Below are 15,689 nucleotides of genomic sequence, written 5' to 3' on the forward strand. Positions count from 1 at the left end.
TCCAGAGAATTCGATTCCCTTCTTGAATTTAATAAAAATGCGTTCTACAATAAGTATCAGCTCTAAAACAGTATTTTTGTTATAACTCCGTCATCAAAGTACTAAAGATCAAAGGGGATTTCCCGTATGATAACCGAAGCAAATAAGAAAGCACAGGATGCACCGCAGATCCTTCTTCTGTCAATTATCGTTTCTGTTTTTTGGTTTTGTCAGTATGTCTATATTCCCTATCAGTCAATCTATTTGTCTGGGATTGGCGCTACCCCCACCTTGATTGGCGTTATAACCGGCGCCTACGGATTTACGCAGCTGATGATACGAATGCCGGTGGGCGTCGCCGCAGACCGCAACAGCAGGCACAAGCGCTTCATCATGCTCGGAGTCCTCAGTGCGGGAACCGCCTCTCTGTTTCGCATCTTTCTGCCAAACGCATACGGCTTTTTCTTTGGCAACCTGCTTTCCGGCTTTGCTTCCGCAACGTGGATTTCATTTATGATCCTGTTTTTCAGCCACTTTCCGGAGGGTCAGCTTCAAAAAGCTTCCGGCATTATTATCGGCGCAAACAATCTGGGGATTTTTCTGGGCTTTGCCGCGGGAACCCTGGTCTACCGCAAATTCGGAATGCATCTGCTGTGCGTACTGAGTGCCTCCGCCGCAATCCCCGCGCTTTTGCTTTCCCTGCTGATTACGGAACCCGCTCACGAAAAAGAGATTCTGCCGGTGCGCGAGCTGCTAAAGGTATGTACGGATAAACGCCTGATTGTTTTTTCTCTGCTGGCGTTTATTCAGCAGGGAGTACAGATTTCCAGCTCCATGTCCTTTACGGCGCAGGCGGCACAGGCGCGCGGTGCCAACAGTACGCAAATTGGCCTTTGCTCCGTCATTTACATAGTCGCGGCAGTGCTCAGCTCATATTTCGCCGCTTCTGACGCAGCCAGAAAATCCGGCCCTTCCTTCTGGATTCCTTTGATCTTTGCCTGCCTGACGCTTTACTGTCTGTTAATTCCAAACCTGCCGAAAATAGAGTGGTTTTACCCAACGCAGATTCTGTCGGGGCTTTCTACGGGGATACTGCTTTCATTCTGTACTTCTGAAGCAATGAAAAACATTCCCAAAGAAAAGAATTCCACCGCAATGGGTTTTTATCAGTCGATTTACGCGGTGGGCATGACTGTGCTTCCGATTGTGACCGGCGCTTTGGCCGGTCTTTGCGGGCTGCGCAATGCCTTTTATTTTCTTGCCGGCCTGACCGCAATCGGGCTGGACGGCGCGATTGTTTACTACTATAAAAAGAAAAACACGGCATAATCATTTTGGCATTACAGAGACTCCGGCAATCAATCAAAAGAGCATGGCTGAATTAACGACCATGCTCTTTTAATACAAAAAAGTATTATTGTTTGAGATAATTAGATCGTAAATATACTACGAGTATAATTTAGTTTGTCCGAAGTTCCTTTTTAGACAAATGAGCGCAGGCACAATCATAGAATTCAATTTTATGGTTGACCTTTTCAAGATGCTTTTGCAGCTGCTGAATTTGCTCCAAGACACTTTCTCTCTGCCGGATAAAAATCTGTCGTCTTTCCTCCAGCGTTGAATCCCCTTCGAGCGAAAGATCGATATATTCCTTGATTTGTTTAATCGGCATACCGGTGCCCTTCAGACAGCAGATAACGGACAGCCATTCCAGGTCGGAATCCGTAAAAATCCTGATTCCGTTATCCTTGCGCCCAACCAGCGGCAGCAGGCCTTCTTTTTCGTAGTATCTGAGTGTGTGCGCCGTCAGATTCATTTTTTCCGCGGCCTGTTTAATCGTGTACCCCACTGTTTTTCCCCCGTTCATGATTCCTTTTATTTTTGGCAGTGATAAAATTTTATGGATATCCCCCTTGACTTAGAGTCAACATTAAGGTTTAGAATAGTATAACATATTACGGAAGGGATGAAAATCATGCTGTACAAAAAATACAGAGATACCGACTTATCTGTCTCCGCGCTGGGACTGGGCTGTATGAGACTGCCGAAAGCGGGCCCCGACACGGAAGATATCGACTACGAAAAAGCACAGGAAATTGTGGACTACGCTCTTTCCCACGGCATTAATTACATTGACACCGCGCACATGTACCACGGAGGGAAATCAGAGGAATTTGTGGGACACGCACTGAAAAAGTACGATAGAAGCAGCTATTTCCTCGCTACTAAAATGCCGGTCTGGATGGCCGAGACGCCCGCCGATGTTGAACGCATTTTTAATCTGCAGCTAGAAAGGCTCCAGACCGATTATTTTGATTTTTACCTGATTCATTCTGTTACAAAAAAACACTTTGAACGGTGCAAAGAGTTTGGAGCATATGAATTTCTGCTGCAGAAAAAGAAGGAAGGCGTAATCCGCCACCTCGGTTTTTCGTTCCATGACACACCGGAGTTTCTGGAAGAACTCTGCAGTTCTTACGAATTTGACTTTGCGCAGATTCAGCTGAACTATCTGGACTGGGATATTCAGAGGGCGAAAGAGCAGTATAAAGTTCTGGAGCGTCACCACCTGCCGTGTATTGTCATGGAGCCGGTGCGCGGCGGGGCACTGGCAAATCCCTGTGATACGGCAAACAAGCTGTTTCAAAAAGCAAGACCGGATAAAAGCATCGCTTCGTGGGCCATCCGCTTCGCGGCGTCCCTGCCGAACGTCATGACGGTTTTAAGCGGGATGTCAACCATGGACCAGATCAGGGACAATGTGGACACCATGACCGGATTTGAGCCGCTGACCGAGCTGGATGCCGAAATCGTCCGTCAGGCAGCGGAAGCCTGCAAACAAAAGGATACGATTCTCTGCACGGGCTGCCGCTACTGCATGGACTGCCCGAGCGGTGTGGATATTCCAAAAATCTTTAAAATTTACAATCAATACCAGACTTTGAAGGATATGGACACCTTCAAGGCAAATTACCTTGAAACGGCGGAATCCGAGAGGCCCAACCACTGTGTTGCCTGCGGAAAATGTGCTCGTCACTGCCCACAGTCCATTGCGATTCCGGAAAAGCTGGCCATGATCTCTGCCCTTGCCGCAAGAATTTTATAAGCGCCGATAAAAAACGGCAAAGGTAGCTCCGGTGGAAGCGGTGCCGCCGGAAGATTGGCAGGAATCCTGCTTGCATTTTTCCAAAGTCATGATATAATATTAACAATTAAGTTTTCGGTGCGCCGGATGAGACGGAGACTTCCATCTTACCGCAAACCGGGGAAAACTTTTTGACAAAGTGATCGTGCTGATTGCAGGAGGGTTCGTCCCGAATGAGAAGGCGAGAGAATAGTTGAAATTCAGGGGACACGGCTGTGTGCCTTTGTTTTGATATGCTATCCCTGTGCCTTTTCGGCACAGGGATTTTTTACGCCCGGAAAGGAGGCTATTTTATGGAATCCAGAATCGCTCTGGTCGGAATTGTAGTGGAAAACACCGATTCCGTAGAAAGAATCAACTCCATCCTTCACGAATATGGGGAGTACATTGTAGGAAGGATGGGTATTCCCTACCCTAAACGCCATATCTCGGTCATCAGCATCGTAATGGACGCCCCGGGGGACGTTATCAGCGCCCTTTCCGGAAAATTGGGAATGATTCCCCACGTCAACATCAAAACAGTTTATTCCAAGGTTTCCCCTACTCAAGAGAATGAAAACGGAGATTGTCAATGAAGGCTCTGATCGACAGGCTTTACAAGGAAAGAACGCTCAGCAAGGAAGATTTCGGCCTGCTGCTAACCCATTGCACACCGGAAAACAGCGAATATCTTTTTCAGCTGGCCCAGAGCGTTTCAAAAAAATATTTTGGGAACCGGATTTATGTCCGCGGGCTGATCGAGTTCACCAATTACTGCCGCAACGACTGTTACTACTGCGGAATCCGCCGCGGAAACTCCCGCGCGCAGCGCTACCGACTGACAAAGGAGGAGATCCTTTCCTGCTGTGAAAACGGCTATGAACTGGGCTTTCGTACTTTTGTCCTGCAGGGGGGCGAAGACCCGTTTTATACGGACGAGGACATTGCCGGTCTGGTCAGCTCCATCAAAAAAAGCTATCCCGACTGCGCCGTTACCCTTTCCATCGGTGAAAAAAGCAGAGAAGCCTATCAAAAGTATTTCGAAGCGGGAGCAGACCGCTATCTGCTTCGCCACGAAACGGCCAATGCGGCTCACTACGGAAAACTTCATCCGCAAAACCAGACGCTTCAGAACCGTATGGAATGTCTTTGGCAGCTGAAGGAAATCGGCTATCAGGTGGGTACCGGGTTCATGGTGGGCTCCCCCTTCCAGACAGTGGAAAACCTTGCGGAGGATCTGCTGTTTATCCGGCAGCTGCAGCCTGCCATGGTGGGCATCGGCCCCTATATTCCCCATCACGATACGCCGTTTGCCGATCAGCCCGCTGGAAGTCTGGAACTGACTCTGTTTCTGATCGGCATTCTGCGGCTGATGCTGCCAAATGCACTGATTCCCGCGACGACCGCGCTCGGAACCATTCACCCAAACGGACGGGAAAAAGGAATTTTAGCCGGGGCAAATGTCGTGATGCCAAACCTTTCACCCGTAAAAGTGCGGAAGAAATACGAGCTGTACGACAACAAGATCTGCACAGGCGAAGAAGCGGCTGAGTGCCGGTTCTGCCTGCAGAACCGGATGGAAAGCATTGGCTACCGGATTGTGGTCGACCGGGGAGATTTTTGTCCCGTGAATCTAAACGATTAAGGAGTTTTATGATGTATAACTGCAAATCGAAAACAGCGACTGAATTTATCGACGACGAGGAAATTCTGGACACTCTTGAATATGCGCAGAAAAACAGGCATAACCGTGAACTGATCGACTCTCTGATTGAGCGAGCAAAGGACTGCAAGGGTCTGACCCACCGGGAGGCGGCCGTGTTGCTGGAATGTGATCTTCCGGATGAAAACGAGAAGATGTTCCATCTGGCGAAAGAAATCAAACAGAAATTTTACGGCAACCGTATTGTGATGTTTGCCCCGCTCTATCTTTCCAATTATTGTATCAACGGCTGTGTGTACTGCCCGTATCACTATAAGAACAAAACCATCCACCGTAAAAAACTGACACAGGAGGAGATTGCCCGCGAGGTCGTCGCCCTGCAGGATATGGGCCACAAGCGGCTGGCACTGGAAACCGGCGAAGACCCTATAAACAATCCGATTGAATATGTATTGGAAAGCATTCAGACAATTTACGGCATCAAACATAAAAACGGAGCCATCCGCCGTGTCAACGTCAACATCGCGGCCACGACTGTGGAAAATTACCGCAAACTGAAAGAGGCCGGCATCGGCACCTACATCCTGTTTCAGGAAACCTACAACAAGAAAAGCTATGAGGAGCTGCATCCCACCGGCCCGAAACACGACTACGCCTACCACACCGAGGCAATGGACCGCGCAATGGAAGGCGGCATTGACGACGTGGGAATCGGCGTTTTATTCGGCCTGAACATGTACCGGTATGATTTTGTCGGCCTTTTGATGCACGCGGAGCATCTGGAAGCCGCCATGGGGGTCGGCCCCCACACCATCAGCGTACCGAGAATACGTCCCGCCGACGACATTGACCCAAAAAATTTCTCCAACGCTATTTTGGACGATATTTTTGCAAAAATCGTCGCTGTGCTGCGCATTGCGGTTCCCTATACCGGCATGATTATCTCCACCAGAGAATCCCAGAAAACGAGGGAACGCGTGCTGGAGCTTGGCGTTTCCCAGATCAGCGGCGCTTCCTCCACCAGTGTGGGCGGCTATGTGGAACCCGAAGAAGAGGACGACAACTCCGCGCAGTTTGAGGTCAACGACAAGCGCACGCTCGACGAAATCGTCAACTGGCTGCTGGAGCTCGGCTTCATCCCCAGCTTCTGCACCGCCTGTTACCGTGCGGGGCGTACCGGGGACCGCTTCATGACGCTTGTAAAATCCGGTCAGATTGCAAACTGCTGCCACCCCAATGCGCTGATGACGCTCAAGGAATATCTGGAGGATTACGCTTCTCCTGACACCAGAAAAAAAGGGGAAGCGCTGATTGCCAAAGAAGTGCTCAATATTCCGAACGAAAAAGTCCGTTCCCTTGCCATGGAGCATTTGCAGGAGCTGAAAGCGGGCAAACGCGACTTTAGATTTTAATAAACGAACAAGACGGAAAGGGTGCTGAAAATGAGTTTAACGGATACCCCAAGAGCCAACCGCCTTCATATTTCCATTTTTGGAAAACGCAACAGCGGCAAATCCTCCTTGATTAACGCGCTTACCCGGCAGGAAACCGCACTGGTTTCGGACGTAGCCGGAACAACCGCCGACCCGGTCTATAAATCAATGGAGATCTACGGCATCGGTCCCTGCGTATTCATTGACACCGCCGGTTTTGACGACGTGGGAGAACTTGGACAAATGCGCGTGGACAAAACGAAAAAAGTCATTGATAAAACCGACATTGCTCTTGTCATTTTCAGCGGCGAAGACATTTCGGAGGAAATCAGCTGGACAGAAACCCTGCGCAGGCAGAAAATTCCGGTCATTGCCGTCGTCAACAAGGCTGATATTCTGACCAATACCGCTGAAATTGCCGCAAAGGTTCAGAAAGCCGGCAAATTGAGTCCCATTGTGGTCAGCGCAAAGGAAAAAACGGGGATAGAAAAAATCCGCGAAGAGCTCATCCGCCAGCTGCCCGAGGATTACGAAGCCAAGAGCATTACCGGCGGGCTGGTGAACAACGGCGACCTGATTCTGCTGGTCATGCCGCAGGATATTCAGGCACCGAAGGGCCGCCTGATTTTGCCGCAGGTACAGACGCTGCGAGAGCTACTCGATAAAAAGTGTGTTGTTCTGAGCGCCACCACCGACAAGCTGGACGAAGCGCTTTCCTGCCTGAAAGAGCCGCCCAAGTTGATTATCACCGACTCGCAGGTCTTTAAAACCGTTTATGAAAAAAAGCCAAAGGCGAGCAAGCTGACTTCTTTTTCGGTACTGTTCGCCAACTACAAGGGCGACCTTCCTTATTATGTGGAAAGCGCGAGCGCAATTGACCGCCTGACGGAAAAGTCAAAAGTGCTGATTGCAGAGGCTTGCACCCACGCGCCGCTGGCAGAGGACATCGGACGGGAAAAGCTCCCCCGTATGCTCCGCAAAAAAGTCGGGGAAGCCCTGACGGTCGACATGGTGAGCGGCTCCGATTTCCCAGAAGACCTCTCCCCGTATGATTTGATTATTCAGTGCGGGGCTTGCATGTTTAATCGAAAATATGTCCTGTCCCGTGTGGAGCGCGCCCGCGCGCAGGGCATTCCCATGTCCAATTACGGGGTGGTAATCGCCTATCTGTCCGGAATTTTAGACAAGATCGATTTAAATTGCGCAGACTAAAAAAAGAGAAAGCTCATTTCAAAATGGGCTTTCTCTTTTTTTAATTTGTTCTTATTCCACTGTAATAACTGAAACCGGGCACCCGTCCTGTGCCTGAATGGCCGTGTCCTCTACCTCTGCCGGGACATCCTCCCTGTAAACCTCAGCCACGCCGTCATCGCCCATTCTAAAAACTTCGGGGCAGGTTTCTATACACAGGCCGCAGGAAATGCATCCGCTTCTATCGAGAGTCGCTTGCATAATAACATCCTTCTTTCCGGTCGAAATGACCAAATTTTTTATCGTTTTCCGTTTAAATGAGTATTACAGTATTGTCGCCTGATTGCAAAAGATTATTCTGAATTTTTTGGAATTATTTGCCGTAATATTTTCATTTACCCCATTATACACAAACCATCTGCAAAAGTAAATAAGGAATTATTACCGTTTGGTGTTGGGGCCAAGCGATACTTTTTTTGTGTTGTGCGACTGGTTTTGATTTTCCGGTTTAGTGGAACGCCCCGCGTTTTCCGCGGCAGGAATCCCGTTTGCCCCGGTCAGCCCGTTTTGGCCCTGAATTTCTTTCTCGTCCATATTTTTCCCCTCTACATCACATGGTTTTCGTTTTTTTCGGCCTGTATTTTGTAGCCGAGCCGCTGGAGCTTATCTTCAATCCGGCTCTGCTCCACTCCCGTGGTATCGTAGTCCACGGCGACTCTTCCCGTGTGGGTATTGGTACTGACGGAAATCACCCCGTGCAGGGTATCCAGTTCCTTTTTGATCGTCTCAACATCTTTCTTGTCGGTCATATTTTCCACCTGAAAATAGGCACTCGCTTTTGACATGAATCATCACCTCGCCCATAGTATTGACACTCGGGCGGTGAATATCATATTCCAACCATTTTTATTGCGCGCTTTTCATACAGTCCAAGATCGGTTCGATTGCCTTTTTGTCCGTAAAATCTGCCGGATGATCATAGCAGGCGAGCATTCCTTTTGCGTCTTTGTCGGTCTCGGGGGCTTTTTCCAGCTTCACCTTGAGCAGATTCATCAGCATTTTATCTTTCAGGTTGCATTTACTCAGGTCAAACCCGCCGCGCAAAAGGAAAAAATGAATTTTTTCTCTTGCTTCTCCGGTAAAATTGGCATTGCGAACCTCTTCAGCCGTATTGGGACGGCAGGGCGACGCGCCGACACCGAAAACAATCAGCTTTTTCCCGGCAAGCTCACCGAGATGCCCGGTAATCAGCTTTACGCCATTGATTCCGCCGGCATACAACCCGCCGCCGTAAACGACGGTGCCGTATTGCAGCAAATCTTCAAGCTTTGTTTCGCTCGTCTTCATCAGGTCGGCTCCTGTTTCCTCAGCGATCCACCTGGCGTATTTTTCGGTGAATCCGGATTTTGACCGATAAACAACAACGGTAGTTTTCATAATCTATCTTTTCGCCCCTTCAGTTTTAAATGGATAAGGATTGCTATCAATCATATTATTTTTTCCAATATTTGTCAATTAAAAATTCGGTGAAAGACTTGATTTTTTATTTCATTTCAGCCGTTTAAAACCTAGACTGTCTGAGACAATTTTGTCCTTGGTTATGCGGGACTTTTTTTCATCGTTGTTCCCAAAAATCATTGACAATAAAATAACAATATGTTATCTTTTTTGTAACCTAGAGAAGTTTTTAACAGGTAAACACAAACGAATTGCGAGGAGAAGAATCAATGGATACTCAGTGCGACCACAAGATTCTGGATGAAATACTGAAACGCCATCAGTACAAATCCGGCAACATCATTGCGATCCTGCAGGACACACAGGAGGTGTACCGTTATCTGCCTAAGGCTATTTTCCCTTATTATTCTGACCAGCTTGGCATCAGCCAGGCACAGATTTTCAGCATTGCAACTTTTTACGAGAATTTTTCTTTAGAGCCCAAAGGGAAATACGTGATAAAGGTTTGTGACGGGACAGCCTGCCATGTAAGAAAGTCGACTGCTATTTTGGACCAGCTGCGCAAGGAGCTGGGTCTTTCCGCGTCCAAAAAAACGACGGACGACCTGCTTTTTACCGTTGAAACGGTATCCTGCCTTGGTGCCTGCGGACTTGCGCCCACACTGACGGTAAACGATAAAGTCATGGGACTGATGACTCCGCAGAAAGTAACCGATTTGCTTGTAACACTCAAGGAGGATCAATCAGATGCTGAAATGTAGAGAAGATTTACAGAATATTCGCAGCCTGTACAAGGCCCGTCTTGATAAACAAAAAGTTAAAATTCTGATTTGCGCCGGCACTGCCTGTGTGGCAAACGGATCTCTTGCTTTATATGATACCTTTCTGAAGCTTATTAAGGAAAAAGGAATTAACTGCGTGGTCGATCTGGAGCACGAACCGGAAGGAGATCCGATTGGTGTCAAGAAAAGCGGCTGCCATGGATTCTGCGAAATGGGCCCGCTGGTCCGCATTGAACCGAAGGGCTATCTTTATGTTAAAGTAAAACCCGAAGACTGCGAAGAAATTCTGGAAGCCAGCGCCGTCCACGGCACCTGTGTGGAACGGCTCACCTACCATAAGGGCGGCGAAGTCCACAGGCACCAGGAATCCATTCCTTTCTATAAACAGCAAAAACGCGTGGTACTTGAGCACTGCGGACATATTGACGCCACTTCTATCGGCGAATACATAGCAAACGGAGGGTACTCCGCGCTGGAAAAAGCGCTGTTCGAGATGACCCCGGACGAAGTGCTGCAGGAAGTGGAAATTTCCAACCTGCGCGGCCGCGGCGGCGGCGGATTCCCCACCGCCCGGAAATGGTCCCAGGTAAAGCGCCAGAAGGCGGAGAATAAATACATTGTCTGTAACGGCGACGAGGGCGACCCGGGCGCGTTTATGGACAGAAGCGTTATGGAAAGCGACCCGCACAAGATGCTGGAGGGCATGATCCTCGCCGCTTACACCTGCGGCGCAAAACACGGCTATATTTATGTCCGCGCGGAGTATCCGCTTGCCGTTACGCGTCTTGGCATTGCCATTGACCAGGCGAGGGAGCTTGGACTTCTGGGCGACCATATCCTTGGCACCGACCTGTGCTTTGATCTAAAAATCAGCCGCGGCGCGGGAGCCTTTGTCTGCGGAGAGGGCAGCGCTCTGACCGCGTCCATAGAGGGAAAACGCGGTATGCCGCGCGTAAAACCGCCCAGAACCGTGGAACACGGCCTGTTTGACAGCCCGACCGTCCTGAACAACGTGGAAACCTTTGCAAACGTACCGGCAATTATTGAAAACGGCGGCCAGTGGTTCCGCGGCATCGGCCCGGAAAACAGCCCGGGAACCAAGGCGTTCGCTCTGACCGGCAACATCATGAACACCGGCCTGATCGAGGTCGCCATGGGTACCACTCTGCGCGAAGTTATTTATGATATCGGCGGCGGAATGCGCGACGGCGCGGAATTCAAGGCCGTACAGATCGGCGGCCCGTCCGGCGGATGTCTGACGAAGGAGCACCTCGACCTGCCGCTGGACTTTGACAACCTGAAAAAGGTCGGCGCCATGATCGGCTCCGGCGGACTGGTTGTTATGGACGACCATACCTGTATGGTCGAAGTCGCACGGTTCTTTATGAGCTTCACGCAGAACGAATCCTGCGGAAAATGCGTTCCGTGCCGCGAAGGCACCAAGCGGATGCTGGAAATTCTGGAACGCATCGTAGCCGGAAACGGTGAGCCGGGCGACATTGCCCTTTTGGAAGAGCTGGCGGAAACCATTTCCGCGACCGCACTCTGCGGTCTGGGCAAAACTGCCGCTTCCCCAGTGTTAAGCACGATTAAGTATTTCCGCGATGAATATGAGGCTCATATCATCGACAAACGCTGCCCCACCAAAAACTGCCAGAAACTCAAAAAGATTTATATAGACGCATCCCTGTGCAAGGGCTGTTCCAAGTGCGCGCGGAACTGCCCCGTAGGCGCGATTACCGGCCAGATCAAGTCGCCGTTTGTAATCGACAGTGCAAAATGCATCAAATGCGGCGCTTGTGTGGAAGCCTGTGCTTTCCACGCGGTAAAGGAGGACTAAGTAATGAGCGGAGAATTTATGCTGATTGACAATATCCCGGTGGAAATAGAGGGTGAAAAGAACCTGCTCAGCCTCATCCGCAAAGCGGGAATCGAACTGCCGACCTTTTGCTATCATTCCGAGCTTTCCGTTTACGGAGCCTGCCGCATGTGCATGGTGGAAAACAAGCGCGGCGGTATGGAAGCCGCCTGTTCCACCCCGCCCCGCGCCGGAATGGAGATCTACACCAATACGCCGAAGCTGAGAAAATACCGCAAAATGATTTTGGAACTGCTGCTGTCCGACCACTGCCGCGACTGCACGACCTGTGAAAAAAACGGAGAATGCAAGCTGCAGGAGCTGGCGGAGCGTTTCGGAATTAAACAGATCCGCTTTAAGAATACCGCGGAAAACCCGAAGCTGGACACCTCTTCTCTGTGCATCATCCGCGACACCAACAAATGCATTCTCTGCGGCGACTGCGTGAGAATGTGCAATGAGGTGCAAAACGTAGGCGCCATCGACTTTATGTCCAGAGGCGCGAAAATGACGGTCAGCACCGCGTTCCATGTCCCGATTGCGGACTCCAACTGCGTCGGCTGCGGCCAGTGCGCCGCCGTGTGCCCCACCGGTGCGATTGTGGTGAAAAAAGATACCGACAGCGTGTGGGACGCTCTGAGCGACCCGGACACCAAGGTCGTTGTGCAGATTGCCCCCGCCGTGCGCGTCGGCATCGGCGGCAAAATGGGCCAAAAGGCCGGAGAAGACCTGATGGGCAAAATCGTCGCCGCCCTGAAACGCATGGGTGCGGACGAAGTGTTTGACACCGCCACGGGAGCTGACCTGACCGTAATGGAAGAAGCGAACGAACTGTTGGAGCGCCTTGAAAAAGGCGGAAAACTGCCGCTCTTCACCTCCTGTTGCCCGGCCTGGATTCAGTACGCGGAGAAAAAGCATCCCGAACTTCTGCCCAACATTTCCTCCTGCCGCTCTCCTATGGAGATGTTCGGCGCCGTTCTGAAAGAAGAATACAGGCATTCCAGCCGCCGTGTAGTCAACGTTGCCGTCATGCCCTGCACCGCCAAGAAATTTGAGGCTGCAAGGGAAGAATTCAAAAAAGACGGGGTTCCCTATGTGGATTATGTGATTACGACCCAGGAACTGATTCAGATGATTAAGGAATCCGGCATCTATTTCTCCGAGCTGGAGTCGGAAGCCATTGATATGCCGTTCAGCAACCGGAGCGGCGCCGGCGTGATCTTCGGCGTTACCGGCGGCGTAACAGAGGCGGTCATTCGCCGCCTTGCCGAAAACAAGTCCACGACCCAGCTGCGCGCGATTGCGTTCAACGGAGTCAGAGGGATGGAGGGCACCAAAGAAACCGTGGTTCCCTACGGTGACCGTGAGCTGAAAATTGCAATGGTCAGCGGACTGAAAAATGCGGAAAACCTGATTCAGCGGATCCAGAGCGGCGAAGCAAGCTACGATTTCGTAGAAGTCATGGCGTGCCCCGGCGGCTGTGTCTGCGGAGCAGGACAGCCGATCACCGACCTGCAGGGTAAAAAGAAGCGCAGCAGCGGCCTTTACGCCGCCGATAAGATGTGCAGCATCAAGCGTTCGGAAGAAAACCCGGTCGTCATGTCGCTCTATTCTGATTTACTAAAAGGAAAAGTACACGAGCTTCTCCATGTGGAATACGAAGAGAGGAAGCGGTGATTTCAATGGTTATCAGTGTCTGCATTGGAACGGCGTGTCATCTGGAAGGCAGCTATAACGTGATTGCTGCTTTTCAGCAGATGATTGAAAAATACAGCCTGCATGACAGTGTGAAAATCAAAGCGGCCTTTTGCATGGGACACTGCACCCATCAGGGGGTCTGCGTGAAAATTGATTCCGGAGAAGTACAAAGCGTAACCGGAACAACCGCTAAGGAATTTTTTGAAGAACATGTGGTCGCGGCCCTGAAACCGCAGAACTGATCTGGACATAAAAAAATTGGCCGAAGCCTAAAAGGCTCCGGTCAATTTTGATTTCACCTGGCTTTTTCAAGAAAAACACGAACGTTTTCTTCTTCCCTTTCCCGATTTGCCTTCAGACGGCCAAGCCGGTCGCACAGGCCCAGCAGGGCAATATCCTGCGGAGAGGTCTGCTCCTTCATTTGCTTTAAATCCGCGAAAGGAAGGTTGTTTACCACAAATAGCAGCTGCATATGCCAGCGGACAAGAGCGGTCACTTTCTCAATGAATTTCTCGTCTTTGCTGAACTGCTTGAAAAATTCCGCCGTCATTTTTTCGCCCAGCTTGTCATGGTCATAGGAAGTAATTTTCCCTCTCCGAATTCTGGTCGTGCCCGGTTTGCCGACGTCATGCAGCAGCGCCGCCCACATAAACGCCCTTGCGTCGCTGCTTTTCTCCTTCACCTTCGCGGCTTCGTCCACCACCAGCATCGTGTGGTTCCAGACGTTGCCCTCCGGATGGTGCTCCGGCGACTGCTCAGCATTTTTCAGGTCGTGCAGCATGGCAAACGGATACTCCCGCAGAGCGGAGGTCTTATCCAGCTCATCGAAATACAGCGAAGGCTTTTCGTCTGCAAGCAGATGCTGTTCCATGGATTCAAATAAACTCTGTTTCATTTCCATTTTCTTCTCCGCCTTCCCGGCGTTTTCTACTGTCCGTCCCCCGCCTGTTTCAAGGCGGCGGTAATACGCGGAACTTTTTCAGAGCGCCTGTTTTTCCAGTTCTAAAAGCCGCACTTTCAGTTCCATGCCCCCGCCGTAACCCACAAGCGAACCGTCCGCCCCGATGACACGGTGGCACGGGATGATGATCGGAATCGGGTTCCGGTTGTTGGCCATTCCCACCGCGCGGAATCCTTTCGGGCTTCCGGCGCTTTCGGCAATTTCCTTATAGCTGCGTGTTTCTCCGTAAGGAATGTCGCACAGGCATTTCCACACTCTGCGCTGAAAATCCGTACCGGATGGGAAAACCGCAACGGTAAACTTCTTCCTGCGTCCTGCCAGATATTCCCGCACCTCTTCGGCCGCCTGACGGAGCAGCTGTGTTTCAAGAACCTTCGCATCCCGCGGAACAGGTGCACCTTCAAAACAAAGGTCGGTAATTCCCTCGCCGTTTTCGGCCATCGCGATCCGCCCGATCTCCGTATCATAAAAAAACAAATTTTTCACCGCGCCCATCCTCTCTATTATAACTGCCGTTCCTGATTTTATCCTTATCTTACATAAAATTGCTTTTCAGTATGTTCTCTATTAGAATATATAAATTCCTTTCCTCTTGGAGCGTACGGGAATTTGTGCTATACTAAAACACAGGGAGTGATTTTATGAAAAAATACGTCGGCTACGAAAAGCTGAGCAAAAAAGAAAAACGGGCGATGGATCTTTCGAAAAGAACAACATGGGGCCCGTTAAACCCAGTCACCAGAAAACCGGAAAATCCGAAGGCTTACCGCAGAAAAAAGGTTCAAAAAGGAGTGGATTACGAGCTCCGATTTGAACCTTTTATTTTTTATTTTAATTTTTCCCACTGTTCTTCTTTGAAGCCCACCAAAACGGTGTCTCCGTCCACAAAGATCGGCCGTTTGACCAGCATTCCGTCCGTGGAAAGCAGAGTGAACTGTTCTTCCTCACTCATGGACGATAGCTTTTGAGAAAGCCCCTTGGATTTATAAAGCAAGCCGCTGGTATTAAAGAACTTTTTCAGCTCCAGACCGCTTTTCCGGTGCCATTCCCTGAGTTCCTCCACAGTGGGATTCTGCTCCTTGATATTTCGCTCCTCGAATGCAATCCCGTTTTCCTCCAGCCATTTTTCAGCTTTCCGGCAGGTAGTACATTTGGGGTAGCACACAAATAAAGCCATTTCGATCACTTCCGTTCTTTCATTCTTCTATGATTTCCTGTACCCGTCCCACCATGTCTTCCTCAGCCAGCAGCACTTTAATGCCATGGGGATGCGTGGGGCTGTTTGTCAGGATTCGTTTCACATGACCGCGCGTCAGTTTACCCGTCGGCTGGTCTTTTTTCAGCACTATGTCCACCAGCGCGCCGATTCTGATATTTGCTCTGATCTTTCCGTCCATCTCTTCACCCGCCTTTTCTTTATTCCAGTATATCCTCTCATTGCCATCGGCACAAGCCCATCGGATGAAAAAGTACAAACAGCGTATCCCCGGCTAAGATTTTCAGCGATCGGCAGCTGTAAGCACCAGCTGGAGCAATGTTTTC

19 protein-coding genes are annotated in these 15,689 nt (G+C 50.2%); 10 read left to right on the forward strand and 9 right to left on the reverse strand.

All coding sequences use genetic code 11. The annotated features are described in order from the left end of the window. Positions 1 to 126 precede the first annotated feature (126 nt). Complete coding sequence (locus tag J5W02_RS05365) at positions 127 to 1,308, forward strand: MFS transporter (protein ID WP_219964654.1); 1,182 nt, start codon at positions 127 to 129, stop codon at positions 1,306 to 1,308. A gap of 130 nt (positions 1,309 to 1,438) precedes the next feature. Here the strand turns inward: J5W02_RS05365 and J5W02_RS05370 are convergent, their stop codons facing one another. Further along, positions 1,439 to 1,828 carry a MerR family transcriptional regulator gene (locus J5W02_RS05370; RefSeq protein WP_219964655.1) on the reverse strand — a complete coding sequence of 130 codons (390 nt, stop codon included), beginning with the start codon at positions 1,826 to 1,828 and terminating at the stop codon, positions 1,439 to 1,441. 126 nt (positions 1,829 to 1,954) lie between these two features. Here J5W02_RS05370 and J5W02_RS05375 point away from each other — a divergent pair, with 126 nt between their 5' ends. The 5 genes from J5W02_RS05375 to hydF all read left to right on the forward strand — a co-directional run bounded on the left by J5W02_RS05375 (position 1,955) and on the right by hydF (position 7,411). Continuing rightward, positions 1,955 to 3,085, forward strand: a complete 1,131-nt coding sequence (locus J5W02_RS05375; RefSeq protein ID WP_219964656.1) for an aldo/keto reductase — start codon at positions 1,955 to 1,957, stop codon at positions 3,083 to 3,085. Positions 3,086 to 3,417: 332 nt separating this feature from the next. Next, positions 3,418 to 3,699 (forward strand): TM1266 family iron-only hydrogenase system putative regulator, encoded by a 282-nt coding sequence (locus J5W02_RS05380; RefSeq protein WP_219964657.1) that lies wholly within the window; start codon positions 3,418 to 3,420, stop codon positions 3,697 to 3,699. Next, complete coding sequence (gene hydE, locus J5W02_RS05385) at positions 3,696 to 4,748, forward strand: [FeFe] hydrogenase H-cluster radical SAM maturase HydE (protein ID WP_219964658.1); 1,053 nt, start codon at positions 3,696 to 3,698, stop codon at positions 4,746 to 4,748. Before J5W02_RS05380 ends, hydE begins: the two co-directional genes overlap by 4 nt. Before the next feature lie 11 nt (positions 4,749 to 4,759). Next, a complete protein-coding gene (hydG, locus tag J5W02_RS05390) occupies positions 4,760 to 6,178 on the forward strand; it encodes a [FeFe] hydrogenase H-cluster radical SAM maturase HydG (RefSeq protein ID WP_219965275.1) in 1,419 nt (472 codons plus the stop codon). Positions 6,179 to 6,208: 30 nt separating this feature from the next. After that, on the forward strand, positions 6,209 to 7,411 hold the full coding sequence (gene hydF / locus J5W02_RS05395) for a [FeFe] hydrogenase H-cluster maturation GTPase HydF (RefSeq protein ID WP_219964659.1): 1,203 nt from the start codon (positions 6,209 to 6,211) through the stop codon (positions 7,409 to 7,411). Between the two features lie 51 nt (positions 7,412 to 7,462). On the opposite strand, the gene J5W02_RS05400 is transcribed toward hydF, so the two are convergent. The 4 genes from J5W02_RS05400 to J5W02_RS05415 all read right to left on the reverse strand — a co-directional run bounded on the left by J5W02_RS05400 (position 7,463) and on the right by J5W02_RS05415 (position 8,827). Beyond that, entirely contained in the window at positions 7,463 to 7,651 is a 189-nt protein-coding gene (locus J5W02_RS05400; RefSeq protein ID WP_219964660.1) for a ferredoxin, read from the reverse strand. Between the two features lie 180 nt (positions 7,652 to 7,831). Further along, the gene (locus J5W02_RS05405) at positions 7,832 to 7,984 is read right to left on the reverse strand and encodes a hypothetical protein (protein ID WP_219964661.1); all 153 of its coding nucleotides are present in this window, start codon (positions 7,982 to 7,984) and stop codon (positions 7,832 to 7,834) included. An 11-nt stretch (positions 7,985 to 7,995) separates the two neighbouring features. Then, the gene (locus J5W02_RS05410; protein ID WP_219964662.1) at positions 7,996 to 8,235 is read right to left on the reverse strand and encodes a heavy-metal-associated domain-containing protein; all 240 of its coding nucleotides are present in this window, start codon (positions 8,233 to 8,235) and stop codon (positions 7,996 to 7,998) included. Between the two features lie 61 nt (positions 8,236 to 8,296). Beyond that, positions 8,297 to 8,827 carry a flavodoxin domain-containing protein gene (locus tag J5W02_RS05415; protein WP_219964663.1) on the reverse strand — a complete coding sequence of 177 codons (531 nt, stop codon included), beginning with the start codon at positions 8,825 to 8,827 and terminating at the stop codon, positions 8,297 to 8,299. A 290-nt stretch (positions 8,828 to 9,117) separates the two neighbouring features. On the opposite strand from J5W02_RS05415, the gene J5W02_RS05420 reads away from it, so the two are divergent. Genes J5W02_RS05420 through J5W02_RS05435 form a run of 4 tightly spaced genes read left to right on the forward strand, consistent with a single transcriptional unit; the run spans position 9,118 to position 13,428 of the window. Further along, positions 9,118 to 9,609, forward strand: a complete 492-nt coding sequence (locus J5W02_RS05420) for a complex I 24 kDa subunit family protein (protein WP_219964664.1) — start codon at positions 9,118 to 9,120, stop codon at positions 9,607 to 9,609. Continuing rightward, on the forward strand, positions 9,596 to 11,470 hold the full coding sequence (locus J5W02_RS05425) for an NADH-quinone oxidoreductase subunit NuoF (protein ID WP_219964665.1): 1,875 nt from the start codon (positions 9,596 to 9,598) through the stop codon (positions 11,468 to 11,470). Before J5W02_RS05420 ends, J5W02_RS05425 begins: the two co-directional genes overlap by 14 nt. A 3-nt stretch (positions 11,471 to 11,473) precedes the next feature. Then, the gene (locus J5W02_RS05430; protein WP_219964666.1) at positions 11,474 to 13,165 is read left to right on the forward strand and encodes a [FeFe] hydrogenase, group A; all 1,692 of its coding nucleotides are present in this window, start codon (positions 11,474 to 11,476) and stop codon (positions 13,163 to 13,165) included. Positions 13,166 to 13,170: 5 nt separating this feature from the next. Continuing rightward, positions 13,171 to 13,428 (forward strand): (2Fe-2S) ferredoxin domain-containing protein, encoded by a 258-nt coding sequence (locus tag J5W02_RS05435; protein ID WP_219965276.1) that lies wholly within the window; start codon positions 13,171 to 13,173, stop codon positions 13,426 to 13,428. Positions 13,429 to 13,481: 53 nt separating this feature from the next. Here J5W02_RS05435 and J5W02_RS05440 read toward each other — a convergent pair whose 3' ends face one another. From J5W02_RS05440 to J5W02_RS05455, 4 genes are all read right to left on the reverse strand, one after another. Further along, positions 13,482 to 14,081 carry an HDIG domain-containing metalloprotein gene (locus J5W02_RS05440; RefSeq protein ID WP_330659690.1) on the reverse strand — a complete coding sequence of 200 codons (600 nt, stop codon included), beginning with the start codon at positions 14,079 to 14,081 and terminating at the stop codon, positions 13,482 to 13,484. A gap of 84 nt (positions 14,082 to 14,165) precedes the next feature. Further along, entirely contained in the window at positions 14,166 to 14,633 is a 468-nt protein-coding gene (locus J5W02_RS05445) for a methylated-DNA--[protein]-cysteine S-methyltransferase (protein ID WP_330659691.1), read from the reverse strand. A 340-nt stretch (positions 14,634 to 14,973) separates the two neighbouring features. Then, complete coding sequence (locus J5W02_RS05450; protein WP_219964669.1) at positions 14,974 to 15,324, reverse strand: arsenate reductase family protein; 351 nt, start codon at positions 15,322 to 15,324, stop codon at positions 14,974 to 14,976. A gap of 19 nt (positions 15,325 to 15,343) precedes the next feature. Next, positions 15,344 to 15,544 carry a YwbE family protein gene (locus J5W02_RS05455; protein ID WP_219964670.1) on the reverse strand — a complete coding sequence of 67 codons (201 nt, stop codon included), beginning with the start codon at positions 15,542 to 15,544 and terminating at the stop codon, positions 15,344 to 15,346. Positions 15,545 to 15,689: the final 145 nt, after the last annotated feature.

This window comes from Caproiciproducens faecalis, from assembly GCF_019448085.1.
Taxonomy (GTDB): domain Bacteria; phylum Bacillota; class Clostridia; order Oscillospirales; family Acutalibacteraceae; genus Caproiciproducens; species Caproiciproducens faecalis.

Excerpts from the sequence above, each read along its gene's own strand:
- J5W02_RS05450 (WP_219964669.1), bottom strand. The coding sequence starts at position 15,324 with ATGGCTTTATTTGTGTGCTACCCCAAATGTACTACCTGCCGGAAAGCT.
- J5W02_RS05375 (WP_219964656.1), top strand. The coding sequence starts at position 1,955 with ATGCTGTACAAAAAATACAGAGATACCGACTTATCTGTCTCCGCGCTG.
- J5W02_RS05415 (WP_219964663.1), bottom strand. The coding sequence starts at position 8,827 with ATGAAAACTACCGTTGTTGTTTATCGGTCAAAATCCGGATTCACCGAA.
- J5W02_RS05405 (WP_219964661.1), bottom strand. The coding sequence starts at position 7,984 with ATGGACGAGAAAGAAATTCAGGGCCAAAACGGGCTGACCGGGGCAAAC.
- J5W02_RS05455 (WP_219964670.1), bottom strand. The coding sequence starts at position 15,544 with ATGGACGGAAAGATCAGAGCAAATATCAGAATCGGCGCGCTGGTGGAC.
- J5W02_RS05430 (WP_219964666.1), top strand. The coding sequence starts at position 11,474 with ATGAGCGGAGAATTTATGCTGATTGACAATATCCCGGTGGAAATAGAG.
- J5W02_RS05420 (WP_219964664.1), top strand. The coding sequence starts at position 9,118 with ATGGATACTCAGTGCGACCACAAGATTCTGGATGAAATACTGAAACGC.
- J5W02_RS05435 (WP_219965276.1), top strand. The coding sequence starts at position 13,171 with ATGGTTATCAGTGTCTGCATTGGAACGGCGTGTCATCTGGAAGGCAGC.
- J5W02_RS05440 (WP_330659690.1), bottom strand. The coding sequence starts at position 14,081 with ATGAAACAGAGTTTATTTGAATCCATGGAACAGCATCTGCTTGCAGAC.
- J5W02_RS05425 (WP_219964665.1), top strand. The coding sequence starts at position 9,596 with ATGCTGAAATGTAGAGAAGATTTACAGAATATTCGCAGCCTGTACAAG.
- J5W02_RS05365 (WP_219964654.1), top strand. The coding sequence starts at position 127 with ATGATAACCGAAGCAAATAAGAAAGCACAGGATGCACCGCAGATCCTT.
- J5W02_RS05380 (WP_219964657.1), top strand. The coding sequence starts at position 3,418 with ATGGAATCCAGAATCGCTCTGGTCGGAATTGTAGTGGAAAACACCGAT.
- hydE (WP_219964658.1), top strand. The coding sequence starts at position 3,696 with ATGAAGGCTCTGATCGACAGGCTTTACAAGGAAAGAACGCTCAGCAAG.
- J5W02_RS05410 (WP_219964662.1), bottom strand. The coding sequence starts at position 8,235 with ATGTCAAAAGCGAGTGCCTATTTTCAGGTGGAAAATATGACCGACAAG.
- hydG (WP_219965275.1), top strand. The coding sequence starts at position 4,760 with ATGTATAACTGCAAATCGAAAACAGCGACTGAATTTATCGACGACGAG.
- hydF (WP_219964659.1), top strand. The coding sequence starts at position 6,209 with ATGAGTTTAACGGATACCCCAAGAGCCAACCGCCTTCATATTTCCATT.
- J5W02_RS05400 (WP_219964660.1), bottom strand. The coding sequence starts at position 7,651 with ATGCAAGCGACTCTCGATAGAAGCGGATGCATTTCCTGCGGCCTGTGT.